Origin of the sequence: Synechococcus sp. BIOS-U3-1 (genome assembly GCF_014279975.1) — a bacterium.
Classification (GTDB): Bacteria; Cyanobacteriota; Cyanobacteriia; order PCC-6307; family Cyanobiaceae; genus Synechococcus_C.
This window is the reverse complement of sequence record NZ_CP047936.1, coordinates 2,029,058-2,044,349: the sequence shown is the minus strand read 5'-3', so window position 1 is coordinate 2,044,349 and position 15,292 is coordinate 2,029,058. Positions and strand designations below refer to the sequence as shown.

The following is a 15,292-nucleotide window of genomic DNA, read 5'->3' as shown; positions in this document are numbered from 1 at the left end:
TTAGTTGTATCAACGATTTTCTGGTCTAAGGCTGTCGTCCTTATGTCGATATTGATCATTCAACACTATTTTGTATCAGCAACAGCATGGTTTTATGCCCGCTAAGTCTTTGACCGGTGTGGTTGTTGTGATCCAGTGGATCTCGTGTTCCTCTGTCGTTCCTCTTCTCGCCAGTACCAGCATCGGTACTGAAGCCTCTCCTCGTTCAAAGTAATCTCGGTAAAGGCTTACAAGTTGGCGATATCGACGAGCTGACCAGCCATGGTTGGTTGCTTCGCATCCCTGCCAGTAGGCCTGTAAAGCTCGCTGACAATCTTCCATTCCAAACTCCTGCCAGCATCGCTGTTGAGCCATTAGTGGTTCGTTTCCTTTCGCTATCAGTTCTCTGTAGTGCATTAGCTCAGGAGCTTCATCTCGTCCATCCGGTGGGAGGTGACGCATCAGCTGACGGAGCCTTATGCGATCGAGTCGCAGCCAGCATCGATCTCTCAACAGCACAGGAAGCTCCCATGACCAAGCCCCGGCCTTGCAGACATCCATGAGTACTTCACGTAACCCAAGGCGTTGGGTTGCGGTGAGCCCCGCCAGAGGCTGAGTGTTGGATGTCAACGGTCCCTCACCTCTGTCTACCTCCATGATGATGTCTTTGCTAACTGGTTTGCAGTGGCTCAGCGCACACCATCACATAGATCATTCGATCATGGTGACGAGCGCTCGGTTGTGTTGCTTTAATCGAAGGCACTGGCAAGCTCCGATGAGGATTGGTCTTATTGCTCTTAACCGATGTCCTCGTGTTGTTGAACCACTGATGAGACTTTGAGACCTACAATCTTTTTGATTCGTTTCTAGTTTACTCAGGTTGCCAGATTGTTGATTTTGGGTCCCACACCGGTTTGGCGTATGAGCCACGGAGCTCCTGTTGTGGCTGCTTTATTCCAAGCTCTTCATGACATTTTTGGGCAAATTGAATGGATTCTTGGTGGTATTCTTTCCAGGGAATAAGCTCTTTTCCATTCCAGATTGGTGGTAATCCGGTTTCATCAAGGATTTCATTGAATTGGTCGAAATGTTGTTGTAAGTCTGCTGCTTCTAGCTTCTGCTCATGGTTATATATATTTGCAGTGTTTTTAAATGGTGCTTTTTCTATGCATCTTTCGAATGACTGCGTCAATTCTGTTTGTTTTTCCCAGGTTTGATAGCCTGAAAAAACGATCAGAGATGATAGTACAATGAGTATTGCGGAGCCCAAAACCAAGATTAATCGACCTGTATGTTTCTTGGTGTTTTGCTTGCTTGTCTGTTCATCAACAATCGTCATGTTCTAGTTCGCACTGTTGGAACCGTATTCTCTGTTTCAGCCTTTGATCAGTGGCACAACCTTATTATGTTCCATCCCTGCAAGGCTCAAGCGTGTTGTCTGTTCGGCGTTGACTTGTCGGACTTCACCACTATCGGTATCAACAACAGTTAGTACTGTGTCACTACGGTTTTCTTTCAATCGACCTTGGTTACTAATGATCAAGCCAATCCACCAATCCGTATCAGTTGGGTCAGGATTCAGAGTTGACTGCACGAGCACTAAGTCTCCTGCTTTTACACCGACGAAGGGTGGATGATCGTTGTGTAATGGCATGGCACTCCAGCTTTGCTGTTCAGAACCTCACAACCTGACATCGCCAAAGGCGGTAAGTGATTTCTAGGGTCAGTTCTTGCCGGGAGCCATAAGCATTAGAACCTATTCACTGCTGGAGCTTCTTGGAGTTGGTCTGGCACGTCAAGCCACTTGTTTTATCTACAGTGGCTCTTAAGAACTGTTCTCGTATGCTCACCAGCAAAGAAAAAGACGATCTGCTTGCCGTTGAAAGTGGACTCTTCCCCGATGATGCTGATTTAGGTCGCGTCGACACAAGAAAAGCTACGATCTTCGGACAGGCTTGGGTTAAGTTGCGTCGAGCAAAAATCATGCGAGAGACAGCCTTGTTGGTTTAGATATTCTCATTCTATTTCTTTACGTTATTCGGGAATATCTAAACAGTTTTTACTTTTTAAGTCTGCTGTTGAATGTCTGCCTTCGCTGTAGCTCTTCATTATGTTTTTATTGTCCTCTCTAAGGATCATCCTTTGGTTTGCGCAATCAAGTCTTGATGATGGCTTTCGACACATTCTCTTGCTCTGATCGACCTTAATTGTGCAAGGCCAATCGGATCGGATGGGTGGGGCTGCTGCTGGTGATGTGCATTCCGAGATCACTTGTTGGATTTGAGGACACCTTCGACTTCTGTGTGTAACTTTTGATGGAGGACCGTTTGAAACCCATGGCTTTTGAAGCGAAGGACAAGACTGAGAGGTTTATGGATGCCGCCAAAGAGCGGGCCAGGGCTGCGATGCACGAGACAGCACCTAAATTGACATCCCTTGAAAAGGGAATGCTCAAGGCGCTGAAAAGTCGTCAGCGTCCCGTCAAGCACGATCAAAAGGCACCTGTCCGTGGCTGACGTGTTGCTCTAAAACCGCTTGTTTAGTCGCGGTCATGGGTTCATTGCTGATTCCGTCGGACTGCATTGAGTTCGACGGAATATGCTTTTGGGTTCCAGCATCCAAGACTTGACTGAGTGCTGATCCTTAGTCAGTTGCCAAAGTCGATTATTCGCTTTTTTCGAGTTTTTAAATTCGCAATACACTCAGTTGTTTGTTGAACAAGTTCTTTGGTAAATAATGATAGTTGATGGTATTATTTTTTAATAACGATTTAAGTTGATATAAGCTATTTTGTGAAATATCGAAACGAATAGATTTTGCAAAAGGGATTGGACTGATGGAGTAAATTTAGCAATGCATTGCGATAACGTCTAAGAAGTTATGAATATGTTGATCAAGTGAATCCAGTATCGATTATAAAGGTAATGTATTTCTGCGATGAATTAGGAGCAGGTCTGCGATGTCAAGCTTTTTCATTTCTTCAACAAGCTCTTCGTAATTCATGGATGTCGACGTATGAACGGGGCGAATTGAAGCGATCATCGAATTTTGCTTGAAGCTTTGTAAATAATTTAGTCCAAAAGTAACGGTTTGTAAACAGTCAGCTGTTGACGTTTCGATCTGCGCCCCATTGCCGAGAGCCTTTCGCATCCATGCTCGCGCCCAAGTGCTCTTGATGCAGCCTCCAACACTCACAAGCTGTGCGCTGGGGGTGGTCTCGTATTGAAGACGAGATGCGGAGCTACCTCAGTGACAAAGCGTTTTTGGTTCGCTCACAGACTCCGTAGGTCAGAAGTGGCGATTGCTCTGCGGAGTGTCGTTGTAGTGCTAAAACCCAAAACACAACCATTCCCAAGCGTGCCTTGACGCGTTGGTTTCCTGTCGAAGCCTTGGAGTCAGGCCGATCTTTTTTGAAATGGTTGTTTTGAATGCGTTTTACCAGTCTATGCGGAACACTTATCACATCTGATCAAGCAAGGATGTGTCGAATGTGGATCTTCCCTCAAGCATCCGCATTTTTCCTTTTTGGATCACGCCGCGATCCCTTTAACTGGTGATGGCTTCGGGTAATACACCTCAGCAGATTGATCAGTCAATGCGTTGATCCCACCTTCCCTCCTTCCACCACCGATTGTGGCATGAGTCGTTCATTGGCATCCATTGTATTGCTATTGCTATTTTTGTTTCTCACAATGTTTTAGTGCATGTGACAGTCGTTATTGGCGATTGTTCAGTTAACCTCTTCCTTCAATTGACAGACTGTTCTTACGATGCATAGAATTTCTTGTGAGGTAGAATGGAATTGTGTGCAGTCTTATGATGAAGTCGATACCCATTGTGTTTTTTTTGCTTGCTTTGGCTAGCTGTAGTTATCAATCTGAGATGAAGGCAATAGATGCTTGTGACGCGTGGAGGCTCAAGCAATATGAAGTCACCATTACTAGTTTCAGGGATGAGCAGCCGCTCAAGCCTGTCGACAGAATAAAAGATTTAAAGCTCGTTTTGCTTGATATAGAAAAGGAAGATCTAAGTGCTTATAGTGATGCCGAGAAATTTCGAGCAGAAACAAGAGCATTTCAGATTGATTTCCATTCAGAGCTTGCTCAAGAGGATCAAACCGGTCGTGAAATGATGGATCATCAGGTCACTGCTCGTTGGTGCAGACAAGACAGCGCTGCTAACCAAATTCTCGGTTATGAAAATCATCTAGTGATCAACAAGCTTTGGCAGAATAGGCAAGGAATGAAAGGCAAGGGCTTGGTGGTGAAGCGTTTTCGCTATTGATGCTTGATATTTCCGAGTTGAGATGAGCCAAAGGTAGGTTGATCAATGATTTTCGTTTGCTTGTTCTACTTTTTATCGGTCGTTCAAATCGCCTTGGTGTTTATTGGTCAGCACCGCAAGCATTAAGCCGATTGCTAATCCTGCCAAGTTCGCAATAAAATCAATCCATTCGCTATGGCGATTCGTATAAGGCTGAATGATTTCAATGAGTCCGCTGTATAGAGCAAAAATGAGGATCATGTATTTCCATCCTTTTGGCCTTCGTAATGATGCAGGGTATGCCAATGATGCATAAGCAATCAGGTGGTTCATTTTGTCTGAGCTGGGGGTGTTAGGCAGTTCTTCTAGTGGAGCTAGTGATAGAACCGTTATGCCAAAAACAATGATGATACTTGTAGGTAGCCAGGATTTTTTGACATTATTAATTGCGTGAATTATCAGCATCTTTTTGGATTTACTCTGCTTTGAACGCATCAACTGCGGGCATTGCTTCGGTTTGTTCGTTTGGGCTTGTTCTCATGCCTTCGGCGACGACTAGTAGACCTATCAGAATGCCTAGAGACAAAGCTGCTAGTAACACTCTGTTGTTGGTCATTTGCCTGAAGCTTGTTCAATCAGCCTAGTCGGTTGCTTGGTAGTCTTTCTGTATTGCCTATGTCTGTCATGAATCAGTTGTTTGCGGAATTGGCCAGAGTTGTAGGCCTTGCCGTTTGCTTGCAGCTGTATGGGCTAGTCCATACTCTTGCTGCTAACTATGGCACTGATGAAAATAAAGCGAAGAAGATTGAAAGGGATGGCTTTTTTTCGTCTCATACTTGGAAGGTTGCTCTGGGAGGTGCTGTGTTCTTTTGGGTTTTGATCTTCAATTGGGGTAAAACTTGTTTGAAAACATAGTTGCATCATATCTATAATAGGTGATCAGATAACTTCGGTTTTTTCGTTCTTTCTCTTGTGAGTGTATTTGCTGTCTTTTGTGCTCTGGTTATCCGTTTTGTCCGTGCATCTGGTGATAGTCTTTGTTTTCGATCGAGAAGTGGATGCCGTAGACGTAATTAAGTGGCTATGATTCAAATATACTCTCTGCTCTTGGTCTCCTGAGTTTAAGCTGATTTTGAATAAGTAAAAGTATGCTTGTTGGTGATGGTGGCTGAAAGGATATTTTAATTAGTGTTGGCTTCATGCGAGATTCTCGCACTGTTAAACTGAATGGATTTAAGTGTGAAGCGAAGCGTGCTATTTCGATTCAACAATTGTCATTTTCTGTGAATACTTCTGCTCCTGGCAATTAAATTTGCTTCTGAGGATTCTGAAGGATTATGTTCTAGTGTTGATGTGGTGGCATTTGACGAACTAAAATCAATCTAAATAACAGTGCCTCGATTTTTTGCACCGAATCGCGAGAGCCGATGACTTTTTGTTTCCGGCTTGGTCAATTGATAGGGTCAGTGATTCAATAGGTTGTAAATGACGATGCCTGGGGTGATTGATGCATAAATCATGATCCATCCTCCAATGTATGATGACCACCTGGGCCATTCTTTTCGACCTTCTGTGATTGCTAAATACCGGAAGAAGGGGAACATGCAGCCATACAGATATCCTAATATGAGGCTTGAATAGATTATTGTCTCATCGTTCAGAATGGATGGAAACACACATCCGACTGTACCCAGAAGCGCTAGCCAATAAAAGAATGACCACTCGCGAATTTGGAAGCAAACAGCATAGGGGAAGAAAAATGCAATCCAAGAGAATCCTCCTGGCGTGTTCCATGGAGTCAGAAGATTTAGTCTTAAGTTCGAGGTTGAGGTGAATTCAATATATAGTTTGTTGGCTCTTTGAAGCGTGTATCCTCGTTTGATCAGTGCATCAATCTTGTCCAGCCTCTTCTGCATTGAATCAGAAACAGTTGATCGTCTCTTCAAGGATTGCTCACGACTTTTCTCATTTTGATAAGTGGGAGCTCTAGCTGCAACTAATTCGACCTCTGGCGATGAGTGCACAGAAGCAATCAACACATCAGTATTTGCCTTGGATCTTCGTTGTGAACATTTTTGTTAGCCTGTCAATCTTGACATCCTTTAAAGTTTTTCATCCTTATTTTGTGATCTAACAAGAAGGGAAAATGTCAATTTTCGTCCATATCCCGCCTTTCTCGATGCCAGCTGCTTTGTGTTCGTTAGTTTGAGGTCAATCATTTTCGTGCATTTGTCAAGTTTCTGTTGTTTCTTGACTGGCTTCTTTGCCTGACATTAATTAGCTGCCCTTTTGTGATTCTTGTGACTAGGATTCATTTATTTCTTGTCGATTTAGATCAAGGATCAGGTGCTTCTGGAATTGTTGGACATTCGCCAATTAAGTTGACGCAGCAGGACTTTTCGAGAAGTCGTTCCTATCGGCAACTTAGCCCTGCAGCGTTGTTGCTTTGTTCAGCCCATTTTTGCGAATAGCTTTTTGTGATGTTCCACAACGTCTTGGCAACCGATCACTGGGGTGAAGTCCATTTCGATTCCATATTGAGCCCGCCATGGAGCAAAATGTTCAAAAATTTGTGCGTCGCTTTCAGCTTTGAATAGCGCGGTCACACGACCTGCACCGGGTGCATGGACGCGAAACATCATTTCAAAGCCTGGAAACTTGTCCGCTTTTGCCATTTCACCTGAATCCCACATTTCGCAAAAGCTCTTGTAGGCAGCGAGCTGGCTTTCAATATCCGGAAAGAGGCAGTCCGCGAGATACATCTGCACGATTGGTCAATTCGAGGGGAACTCACTTCGTAGCCATCGCTTTCCGATCAGCCTTTTCAAGTCACCTTTGCCTGACAGTTTGATCCTGATGGTGAGTGACATCGTCATCGCTGCAGCGATGACTGAATCCAGATGTTCAGAGGTTCAGCAAGAGCCTGTGAGCAGGACCACAGGTGCCCATGAGGCAGGTCATCAAGTCAGACGCTGAATCCGCAGATGGTGTGGGGGTCGGAGGGATGACCTCCACACCTCTTCATGAATCAAGCAGAACTATGGCCACAACCTTCATCAGAGCCCTCATAGACCATGAGCTGCAGCTCGATGAGCTTGCCACCATCAGCGGCGGCGGCAATAAGGCCAAAACCAAAGTCGGGCATTGGTTTGAGAAAATCTTCGGGATGGCGACGGGGAGCAGGAAGTTGGTGACTACGCCGATGAAGTGATCAAGATCATCACAATCTTCGCCGGTGGCAACCAGGCTGGCAGCGTTCATCTGCCTCCCGGCCAGCACGCTTCTATTGGCAACGTTTGGTATTCAACTTTGTCTCAGGCATTGATCAAGACCCCACTTTCCGCAGTGGGGGGTTTTGTTTAACTGTGGCCATCTCCGGCTGTCATTGCGCTCTTTGTTCCTTTAGAGACCAGCCTCTGTTTCAGAACCACTCGTGGAGATTTTTGCTTTGTATAAGCAAAACTTATTTATATCGTTCGCCAGGCGAGCTTGTTTCAAGTCACTGATGTAGGCATTTCATTGCCGTAAATCATTGGTCGCTTGCAGCGATTCGTGTGCATGCTTGAAAAGAAATTTGTTCGTTGGGACGGACTGCGATTTTACTGAGCGATGTCTCCCTTCAACGTCTTCAATTGGATCAGTCCGGAACTGCGCAGTTGGCTCCTGACTAATGGCGAGACGGTTACGTTTCAGTCCGATCAGGTCCTGATCAAGGAGGGGGAGCGTCGTCTTAATCCGATGCTGCTGTTGTCAGGTTGTCTGATCGCTACTCCCTCCAGCTTGCAGCAGGGCCAGGAGCAAGTGGCAAAACTTGCCGCTGGAAGCATGGTGGGTGAAATGAGCTTGCTGGAGGACCGACCTGCTACGGCAACCATCACCACATTCGGTGTGTGCAAGGTGCTGCAACTTTCTGTTGAAAAGTTCGAGCTGTTGTCAAAGGAACAGCCATCGATGGCTGCTCAGTTTGATCGGGTTATTGCACAGAAACTGGCTGTTCAGATTCAGGACCAGAACGCTTGGGTTCATCGATGTCACAGTGATCATGCGCCTGTGGAGGCTCTCAGAAAGGGGTTGACCCTGTTCGCCACCCTTCAGGAACAGGATGTTTTCACGCTTGCTCGCCTCGGCCGGTTACAACGTGTGCCCCCCGAGACGGTGCTGCTGAATCAGGGTGATGAGGTGACGTCTACTTATTTGGTGTTGAGTGGTGAGGCGGAGGTTCTGTTCACTCTTGACGGCAGAACTCAAGTGGTGGGCAGCTCAAGACGAGGTGAACTTCTGGGTGAAATCTCTCTGCTCTTAAGTGATCGACACGGAGCTTCGTTAGGGGTCCGTTCTGCTCTGGGAATGGATTTACTCGCGATTGAGCTTAGTGCTTTGCGCGCAGAACTCAGGCAAAACCCCGAACTGGGCTCTCGCTTTTACAGGGGCTTGGCTTGCATGCTCTGTCGACGAAGCCGCGATCAGCTTCAGAGTCATCAACGAGCTGAGGCGATTCAGCGAGCCGAACAACAAGCAATTGATTGCCTCGACGTCGATCAACTTGGCGCTATCACACGCGCTGCTCGTCATTTTGATTGGCTCTGCCAATACTTTCAACGTGGAGAGCTCGCTACGCCATGAGATGGAATGCCGGTAGTGATCACCCATGGCCCTCAGAGCCTTTCCGCATCACTGCTGGAGTGCTTTTGCTGGAGTCCCATGGCGACCATGCGTTCGGTGTTCTGCGCCTACAACAAAACATCGTCTATCCGGGCCTGTCGGATGCAACCGGTGCTCCGATTCAAATCATGCTTAAGGCCATTCAGGAGAGCCATTTGGAGATCTTCCCTGAGGGGCCCTATCAGCAGGGTCTGTGCTGGCTCGATGAGCAGGTGAGTCAAGACCTCGGAGTTTCACCGTCTCCAGTGCCGACTAGCGATCAATGGCTCAACAAACTGACAGTGCTGCACCATCAATTCGAGCAGCGTCATCAGGCTCTACTCGATGGCCATCAACCGCTGAATATCAATGCCACCCAGAACCTTGTTTTGGCCATGGAGCAGGGTCAGTCGTCACAAGTCGAATCCGACGATCCGGTGCTGCGTGCCCTGACCCTGTTGTGTACGGACCATGGAGCAGTGCCACCATTGCCGACGCGTCAGTTGGACCTTGAGCCACGGCTTCGACTTGAGCAATTGCTCTCTCGAACCGACCTATTCGCCCGTGACATTCTGATCAACCTTGCTGATCTTCAAAAAGACTGTGGAGATCTGATCGGCTTTCTGGAGACCGATTCGGATGATGAGGGTGAGGGTGTGGTGGTCTTGCTTCAGTCGACGGCTAAGGGCTATCGCGCATGGGTGCCGGGTGAGATGGCTCATCCTCAGCCGTTGGCACATTGCAGTGGTTTTTTGAAACGGCTGTCGCCGCGGATGCTCAGTATCAGTCCGGCGTTTCAAACCAAAGACCTCAGCACTCTCGGACTGCTTCGCTTCGCCTACGGCCAGCCCCGAAATACCACCAGTTTTGTGATTGGTGGGCTGCTTATCGGAGTGTTCGTTGGGTTCCTGCTTGCGATCGGTCGGGATGTGGGAGCAGCTCGCTGGATCTTTGGTATGGGTTTTACAGGTCTTCTTACGGGGGCCTGTCTGGGGGTGTTGAGCGGTGGATTCCGCCTTGGAGTTGGCGTCATGCTGATATCGACTCTGCTCTCGTTGCTGACACCTACGTTCAATACGGTGATCACGAATCAGGCTCTTCCCGATCGCGATCTGGGACTGCTGCTGCAAATCAGCTTCATCCTGTTTGCCGCTGGCGTGGCTCGAGTTTGCTTTGAATGGGTCCAGAACCGCGCGGTGCAGCTCAGTCAGCAACGAGGTGCGGCGCGCGCTCAGCTTGCCGGCATGCATCGACTGCTGCGATTACCCGCTGAATTCTTCCGTCTCCGCAACGTTGGTGATTTACAGCTGAGGTTCGGTGCCCTGGATGAACTGCGTGGTGAAATTCAGCAACTTCTCGAGGGGGGGTTGCTCAGGCTTGTTCTTACCAGCGTCTACATCCTGTTCATGCTTCGCATCAGCGTGAAACTGACAGCCCTTGCCCTTGTAGTGGCTGCCCTGATTCTGTTGCCCACAGCTCTGATTGGTCTGCAGTCAAGACCATTGCAACGTCATCAGGAAGAGGCCCAGGGGCAGGCTCAGAGCCGCAATCTTGAACTGATCGGTTCTGTTTCCAAGTTGCGCCTGGCCGGCGCCGAAACTGCTGGGGCCCGCTGGTGGGGTCAGGAGTTTCAAAAAATCGTCGACTTAGAAAATGCCCTTGATGCCAAGGAAGCAACTGCTGCGCTTCTCAATGGGGTGATGCCAAATCTCGGCACTTTGCTTCTTTATATCGTGATCACCAGGCTGATTGCGGAGGCCGCCAACAGTCCAAGTCTCAATGCTCCAAATGTTGGTCAGCTGCTTGGCTTCTTTTCGGCCTTCGGGACCTTCATCGGTGCAGCTGCTGGATTCGCTGGATTGTTGGTTGGGGCTTTTGATATGCCGGTGCTTTATGAGCGAGCCCGTCCCATCCTGGATACTGCTCCCGAGATTATCGACTTGAAGGAGGATGCAGGCGCTCTTGAGGGACAGATCCAGCTTGACCGGGTCAGTTATCGCTACTCCGCAGATCTGCCATTGGTGCTCGATGGCGTCAGCATGGAGGCAAGTGCAGGAGAACATCTCGCCATCGTGGGTCCTTCAGGGTCTGGTAAATCCACACTGGTACGACTTCTCTTGGGCTTTGCCGCTCCTGAAGATGGAGAAGTCCGATTTGATGGCAAACCTCTGAGCGGAATGCGGCTGGACAGCGTCCGTCGTCAGATCGGTACGGTGCTGCAAACCAACACGTTGTTAACAGGCACTTTGCTGGAGGCGATTGCCGGGGGCAGTGTGGTCGAAGAGGAGGAGGTCTGGCATGCCGCCGAACTGGCCGGCCTGGCCGATGAGATCCGGTCAATGCCAATGGGTTTGCAAACCATGATTCCCGAGGGTGGAGCCACCCTCTCTGGCGGTCAGCGTCAGCGGGTTGCCATTGCCCGGGCGCTGATTCGTAAGCCTCGGATTCTGATCTTCGACGAGGCCACCAGCGCCCTCGATAATCGAACCCAGGCCATCGTCACCGGAAGCTTGGAGGCGATGGCCATCACCCGCGTTGTGATTGCCCATCGCCTCAGCACCATTCGTCATGCTGATCGGATCGTCGTCATCGACCAGGGTCAGGTGCGAGAGCAGGGTAGTTGCGAGACCTTGCTGCAGAACGAGGGTCTGTTCTTCCGGATGATGCAGCGTCAGATCACATGAGCCTGTTTCGCAAGAATGCACTGGATGCTCTCTCCAGTCCTGAAAAACTAGATCAGCCTCTTCGCCTTCTTCGACCCGGGCAATGGCTTCTTTTGCTGTCACTTGGAGGCTTCTGCCTCACCATTGGTCTCTGGTCGGTGTTTGGCCGTTTGCCTGTTCGCATCAGTGGCAAGGGAGTGCTGATCCGATCCAACAGCCTCACGGTGGTGCAAAGCGAGACAGCTGGCAGGATTCTGGAGCTCAACAACGCCATCGGTGACTGCGTAAAGAGAGGGAAGTTGATGGCGAGAATCGATCCTGTAACGCAGGAGATGAGTCGTAAGGAAGCTGAGATACAGCTCGAGCAATTGATCAGTCAGGACCTTGAGGAAGATGCCCTTGGTGCGATCCGGGTCCGTCAACAGAAGGCTCAGATTGCCCGTATCGAGAAGCTGGCTCGCAGCGGAGGCATCCCGCTCGACGACCTTGCCCGACAACAGCGGGAACTCAGTAGCTTGATCTACTCTCTTGCATCTCAGAACGGGCAGCGCCAACAACACATCAAGCAGCAGCAGGCCCGTATTAAGGCTCGTAGCGAGGAGATCAATCGCATCGCTCAGATTAGGGCACCGATCAATGGCTGCGTGATTGACCGGAACGTGCACCGTGGAGAAGTGGTGCAACCCGCGAGCACCTTGTTCACGTTGGATGCGGGCGGAAGACAATCCAGTTTGGAGAGTTTGGCTTTCTTCTCCCCTGGTGATGGCAAGCGACTGAAGGCGGGTCAGCGGGTCAGGATCAGCCCAAGCAGTACCAAACGGCAACGTCACGGAGGCATTGAGGGGCAGGTTCTCAGTATCCGTCGACTACCTGTGAATGATCAGGCTCTGATCAAACGCCTTGGTTTGGAATCGCTTTTAGATGCGGTGCGCCAGCAACCGAAAGGTCCACTGATCGAAGTCAAGACCTCTTTGAAGCGAGATCCCAGCACCATCAGTGGTTATGACTGGGGTGGTGGCCCCGGGCCGGCCATAGAGATCAGTACAGGCACCCCAACAGAGGTACGGGTTCTCGTCGAGGAACGACGCCCGATTAGCTACGTGATTCCGATTTTGCGCGATCTAACGGGGGTCTACTGATGGTACGCACGCCCACGGTGCTGCAGATGGAGAACACCGAATGCGGTGCAGCTTCACTCAGCATTGTTCTTCAGTATTACGGCCGCTATGTGCCTCTCACCCAACTGCGTGAATTGTGCGGCGTGTCACGCAATGGTAGTGATGCTGCCAATCTAGTTCTGGCGGCTCGCAGCTTCGGCCTTCAAGCGAAGGGGTTTCAAAAAGGCCTTGAAGCACTCGAACAGCTGAAGCCTCCGGCGATTCTGTTTTGGGAGTTCAACCACTTCCTGGTCTTCGAGGGTTTTCGAGGCGATGCTGTGGCGCTCAATGACCCTGCTCTGGGTCCCCGCACCGTCAGCCGAGAAGAATTCGACCGCAGCTACACGGGCATTGTGCTGACGATGGAACCTGGTCCGGAGTTTCAACGTGGCGGCCGGGCCCCATCGGTGTGGCCGATTGTGTTCCATCGGATGTCCAGCGAGCCAATGGGGGTGGCGTTCATTCTCATCGCTGGATTGCTGCTCATTCTTCCCCAGTTGGTGATGCCGGTTTTTGCCCAGATCTATCTGGATGAAGTGATTGGCAATGCAATGAACAACTGGCTGAAGCCGATGCTCTGGGCCATGGCTCTCACCATTGGTCTTCAAGTGATGCTGCAACACCTGCAGTTGGTGGGAACCCGCAGCCTCGAGAAGCGCTTGACACGCCGCTTCGCTATCGGCTTCGAGCATCACATTCTTGGACTTCCCGAGCGTTTTTACAGCCAACGCTATGCGTCTGATATTGCCGGACGGATGGCCACCAACCTCGACATCGCCGAGTTCATCGGCGGGCGTCTGATCCCGATGCTTACTGGGTTAGTCCTGCTTGTTTTTTACCTGATCCTTACCTTTCTCTACAGCCCTTGGCTTGGTCTGTTGATTCTCACAACGACTGGCATCAATGCCGTTGTGGTGCAGTGGAATTTGCGGACTCAGAAAGACGCAAGCCTGACTCTGCAAAAGGATGCCGCCAAGAGTGGGGCTGTGGTGGTCAGCGCAATGCGCGATATCGAAACGATTAAAGCTGCTGCGATTGAACACGATGTGTTCCGCCGTTTTGCTGGATACCAAAGCCGCTTGCTCAACACGCTTCAAGACTTCCAGCTGCGCAACGCCCGCCTGCGCCTGGTCCCGAATGGTCTGACCACCTTGAATGAAGTGGCGGTGCTTCTGCTTGGTTTTTTTCTGGTGATCCGGGGCGAGCTCACGCTTGGCATGTTGCTGGCGGCTCAGACGATCGCTTTCAGTCTCAAGGGGCAGATCGAGGCTGCGATTGGCTTTGTGCAGCAATTGCCAGGTTTTTCAGCCGGGGTTCTACGCCTTGAGGATGTGTTGGAACAACCTCAGGACCCTCTTCTCAACGGCGACCAACAGCTGAAAGCTGGATCGACCCTCATGCGGCTCAGCGGCAGGATTGAAATCAAGGAGCTGAAGTACAGCTTCACGGCAATCCAGGCTCCTCTGATCGATGGCTTGTCGCTAACGATCCATCCAGGTATGCGTGTTGCTTTGGTTGGTGGTAGTGGCAGTGGAAAGAGCACGTTGGCCAAGTTGTTGGCAGGCCTTCATCAACCCACCGGTGGGTCGATCCAGTTCGATGGAAAAACCTTGATGGAGCATCCCCGGTCTGTGGTGGTTTCCTCTTTGGCGATGGTGCAGCAGGAGATTCAGCTTTTCGGTTGCAGTGTGCGCGACAACCTCAGCCTCTGGAATCCAGCGATCGATGACAAAATTCTGGTCGAGGCTTGTAGAGAAGCTGAAGTCCTCGAGGTGGTACGCGGATTGCCGGAAGGACTCGACACGCTCCTTAGCGAAGGAGGGCGAAACCTTTCTGGTGGTCAACGTCAAAGGCTGGAGTTGGCTAGAGCTCTGGTGTGTAACCCGAGCATCCTGATCATGGATGAAGCCACATCGGCGCTAGATGCAGAGACTGAACGCAAACTGATCGCCAATCTCACTCGTCGTGGCTGTACGCAGGTGATTGTTGCTCACCGCTTAAGCACGATCCGCGATGCTGATTTGATCTTGGTGATGGACGAAGGCAAGGTGATCCAGCAGGGCACTCATGAGAGTCTGTTGCAGGATCCTCAAGGAGCTTATGTTCAGCTCATCAGTGAAATCAACTGATGTGATCCATGAGTTTCGTGCTGGGAATTTCAGCGCAGTCGATTCATTAATCACGCTATTTGAAGATTTCTTCGGTCCAAGAGCTTTTTGGCACTCTGTAGTCATTATTAAAGCTTTTGCATGTTACTTGCCTGAAATTTTGATTGAGTGATTGGCTTGATTTCATCTATTTGTGTGCCTTGACCCTGTGAGCAAGATCACAGTCCTGTATGAGGTAGGTCATTGAGTAAGACGCTGAATCCGGAGATGGTATGTGAGCCGCAGGGCATCTCCCCTCAACACACTTAAAGTCAATGAACGAACTGAATCTCGATCAACTGTCTGCCATTTCTGGTGGGAATAAGATCAATCTTGTTTCCTTTATTAGTGAACCTGATGTTGGTGCAGGCACCAACAAAGTGTGGAACAAGTATGAACCAAAGAGCCGAAGCAAAGTTTTCATCAAAGATCAGCGACCTAG

General features: G+C 49.6%; 15 protein-coding genes. 9 read left to right on the top strand and 6 right to left on the bottom strand.

Annotated elements, in window-relative coordinates; translation table 11 throughout:
* Positions 1–75: 75 nt before the first annotated feature.
* The 3 genes from SynBIOSU31_RS11245 to SynBIOSU31_RS11235 all read right to left on the bottom strand — a co-directional run bounded on the left by SynBIOSU31_RS11245 (position 76) and on the right by SynBIOSU31_RS11235 (position 1,633).
* Entirely contained in the window at positions 76–636 is a 561-nt protein-coding gene (locus SynBIOSU31_RS11245; RefSeq protein ID WP_186490123.1) for a hypothetical protein, read from the bottom strand.
* Between the two features lie 214 nt (positions 637–850).
* Positions 851–1,318, bottom strand: coding sequence for a hypothetical protein (locus SynBIOSU31_RS11240; protein WP_186490121.1), 468 nt, complete (start codon positions 1,316–1,318; stop codon positions 851–853).
* A gap of 36 nt (positions 1,319–1,354) precedes the next feature.
* Positions 1,355–1,633, bottom strand: a complete 279-nt coding sequence (locus SynBIOSU31_RS11235; RefSeq protein WP_186490119.1) for a DUF3104 domain-containing protein — start codon at positions 1,631–1,633, stop codon at positions 1,355–1,357.
* Between the two features lie 128 nt (positions 1,634–1,761).
* On the opposite strand from SynBIOSU31_RS11235, the gene SynBIOSU31_RS11230 reads away from it, so the two are divergent.
* Both SynBIOSU31_RS11230 and SynBIOSU31_RS11225 read left to right on the top strand, forming a co-directional pair.
* Positions 1,762–1,989, top strand: coding sequence for a hypothetical protein (locus tag SynBIOSU31_RS11230; protein WP_186490117.1), 228 nt, complete (start codon positions 1,762–1,764; stop codon positions 1,987–1,989).
* 326 nt (positions 1,990–2,315) lie between these two features.
* Complete coding sequence (locus SynBIOSU31_RS11225; protein ID WP_186490115.1) at positions 2,316–2,495, top strand: hypothetical protein; 180 nt, start codon at positions 2,316–2,318, stop codon at positions 2,493–2,495.
* A gap of 397 nt (positions 2,496–2,892) precedes the next feature.
* Here SynBIOSU31_RS11225 and SynBIOSU31_RS11220 read toward each other — a convergent pair whose 3' ends face one another.
* Positions 2,893–3,129: a hypothetical protein gene (locus SynBIOSU31_RS11220; RefSeq protein WP_186490113.1), complete on the bottom strand. Its 237-nt coding sequence runs from the start codon at positions 3,127–3,129 to the stop codon at positions 2,893–2,895.
* Positions 3,130–3,861: 732 nt separating this feature from the next.
* Between SynBIOSU31_RS11220 and SynBIOSU31_RS11215 the strand changes: the two genes are divergently transcribed.
* Positions 3,862–4,263 (top strand): hypothetical protein, encoded by a 402-nt coding sequence (locus tag SynBIOSU31_RS11215; protein ID WP_186490111.1) that lies wholly within the window; start codon positions 3,862–3,864, stop codon positions 4,261–4,263.
* Positions 4,264–4,335: 72 nt separating this feature from the next.
* Here the strand turns inward: SynBIOSU31_RS11215 and SynBIOSU31_RS11210 are convergent, their stop codons facing one another.
* Positions 4,336–4,737, bottom strand: a complete 402-nt coding sequence (locus SynBIOSU31_RS11210) for a VanZ family protein (protein ID WP_255477209.1) — start codon at positions 4,735–4,737, stop codon at positions 4,336–4,338.
* 1,955 nt (positions 4,738–6,692) lie between these two features.
* Entirely contained in the window at positions 6,693–7,010 is a 318-nt protein-coding gene (locus SynBIOSU31_RS11205; protein WP_186490109.1) for a DUF3303 domain-containing protein, read from the bottom strand.
* Between the two features lie 179 nt (positions 7,011–7,189).
* Between SynBIOSU31_RS11205 and SynBIOSU31_RS11200 the strand changes: the two genes are divergently transcribed.
* The 6 genes from SynBIOSU31_RS11200 to SynBIOSU31_RS11175 all read left to right on the top strand — a co-directional run bounded on the left by SynBIOSU31_RS11200 (position 7,190) and on the right by SynBIOSU31_RS11175 (position 14,983).
* On the top strand, positions 7,190–7,453 hold the full coding sequence (locus tag SynBIOSU31_RS11200; protein ID WP_186490107.1) for a hypothetical protein: 264 nt from the start codon (positions 7,190–7,192) through the stop codon (positions 7,451–7,453).
* Positions 7,454–7,851: 398 nt separating this feature from the next.
* Positions 7,852–8,865: a cyclic nucleotide-binding domain-containing protein gene (locus SynBIOSU31_RS11195; protein ID WP_186490105.1), complete on the top strand. Its 1,014-nt coding sequence runs from the start codon at positions 7,852–7,854 to the stop codon at positions 8,863–8,865.
* Positions 8,862–11,567 (top strand): ATP-binding cassette domain-containing protein, encoded by a 2,706-nt coding sequence (locus tag SynBIOSU31_RS11190; protein ID WP_186490097.1) that lies wholly within the window; start codon positions 8,862–8,864, stop codon positions 11,565–11,567. Before SynBIOSU31_RS11195 ends, SynBIOSU31_RS11190 begins: the two co-directional genes overlap by 4 nt.
* Positions 11,564–12,685, top strand: coding sequence for an HlyD family efflux transporter periplasmic adaptor subunit (locus SynBIOSU31_RS11185; RefSeq protein WP_186490090.1), 1,122 nt, complete (start codon positions 11,564–11,566; stop codon positions 12,683–12,685). Before SynBIOSU31_RS11190 ends, SynBIOSU31_RS11185 begins: the two co-directional genes overlap by 4 nt.
* On the top strand, positions 12,685–14,832 hold the full coding sequence (locus tag SynBIOSU31_RS11180; protein WP_186490085.1) for an NHLP family bacteriocin export ABC transporter peptidase/permease/ATPase subunit: 2,148 nt from the start codon (positions 12,685–12,687) through the stop codon (positions 14,830–14,832). Before SynBIOSU31_RS11185 ends, SynBIOSU31_RS11180 begins: the two co-directional genes overlap by 1 nt.
* On the top strand, positions 14,819–14,983 hold the full coding sequence (locus tag SynBIOSU31_RS11175) for a hypothetical protein (RefSeq protein WP_186490083.1): 165 nt from the start codon (positions 14,819–14,821) through the stop codon (positions 14,981–14,983). Before SynBIOSU31_RS11180 ends, SynBIOSU31_RS11175 begins: the two co-directional genes overlap by 14 nt.
* The last annotated feature ends 309 nt before the right edge of the window (positions 14,984–15,292 follow it).

Bases quoted from the DNA above. Each gene is read 5' to 3' on its own strand.
- SynBIOSU31_RS11245 (WP_186490123.1), bottom strand. From the start codon at position 636: ATGGAGGTAGACAGAGGTGAGGGACCGTTGACATCCAACACTCAGCCT.
- SynBIOSU31_RS11240 (WP_186490121.1), bottom strand. From the start codon at position 1,318: ATGACGATTGTTGATGAACAGACAAGCAAGCAAAACACCAAGAAACAT.
- SynBIOSU31_RS11235 (WP_186490119.1), bottom strand. From the start codon at position 1,633: ATGCCATTACACAACGATCATCCACCCTTCGTCGGTGTAAAAGCAGGA.
- SynBIOSU31_RS11225 (WP_186490115.1), top strand. From the start codon at position 2,316: ATGGCTTTTGAAGCGAAGGACAAGACTGAGAGGTTTATGGATGCCGCC.
- SynBIOSU31_RS11220 (WP_186490113.1), bottom strand. From the start codon at position 3,129: ATGCGAAAGGCTCTCGGCAATGGGGCGCAGATCGAAACGTCAACAGCT.
- SynBIOSU31_RS11215 (WP_186490111.1), top strand. From the start codon at position 3,862: ATGAAGGCAATAGATGCTTGTGACGCGTGGAGGCTCAAGCAATATGAA.
- SynBIOSU31_RS11210 (WP_255477209.1), bottom strand. From the start codon at position 4,737: ATGCGTTCAAAGCAGAGTAAATCCAAAAAGATGCTGATAATTCACGCA.
- SynBIOSU31_RS11200 (WP_186490107.1), top strand. From the start codon at position 7,190: ATGAGGCAGGTCATCAAGTCAGACGCTGAATCCGCAGATGGTGTGGGG.
- SynBIOSU31_RS11195 (WP_186490105.1), top strand. From the start codon at position 7,852: ATGTCTCCCTTCAACGTCTTCAATTGGATCAGTCCGGAACTGCGCAGT.
- SynBIOSU31_RS11190 (WP_186490097.1), top strand. From the start codon at position 8,862: ATGAGATGGAATGCCGGTAGTGATCACCCATGGCCCTCAGAGCCTTTC.
- SynBIOSU31_RS11185 (WP_186490090.1), top strand. From the start codon at position 11,564: ATGAGCCTGTTTCGCAAGAATGCACTGGATGCTCTCTCCAGTCCTGAA.
- SynBIOSU31_RS11180 (WP_186490085.1), top strand. From the start codon at position 12,685: ATGGTACGCACGCCCACGGTGCTGCAGATGGAGAACACCGAATGCGGT.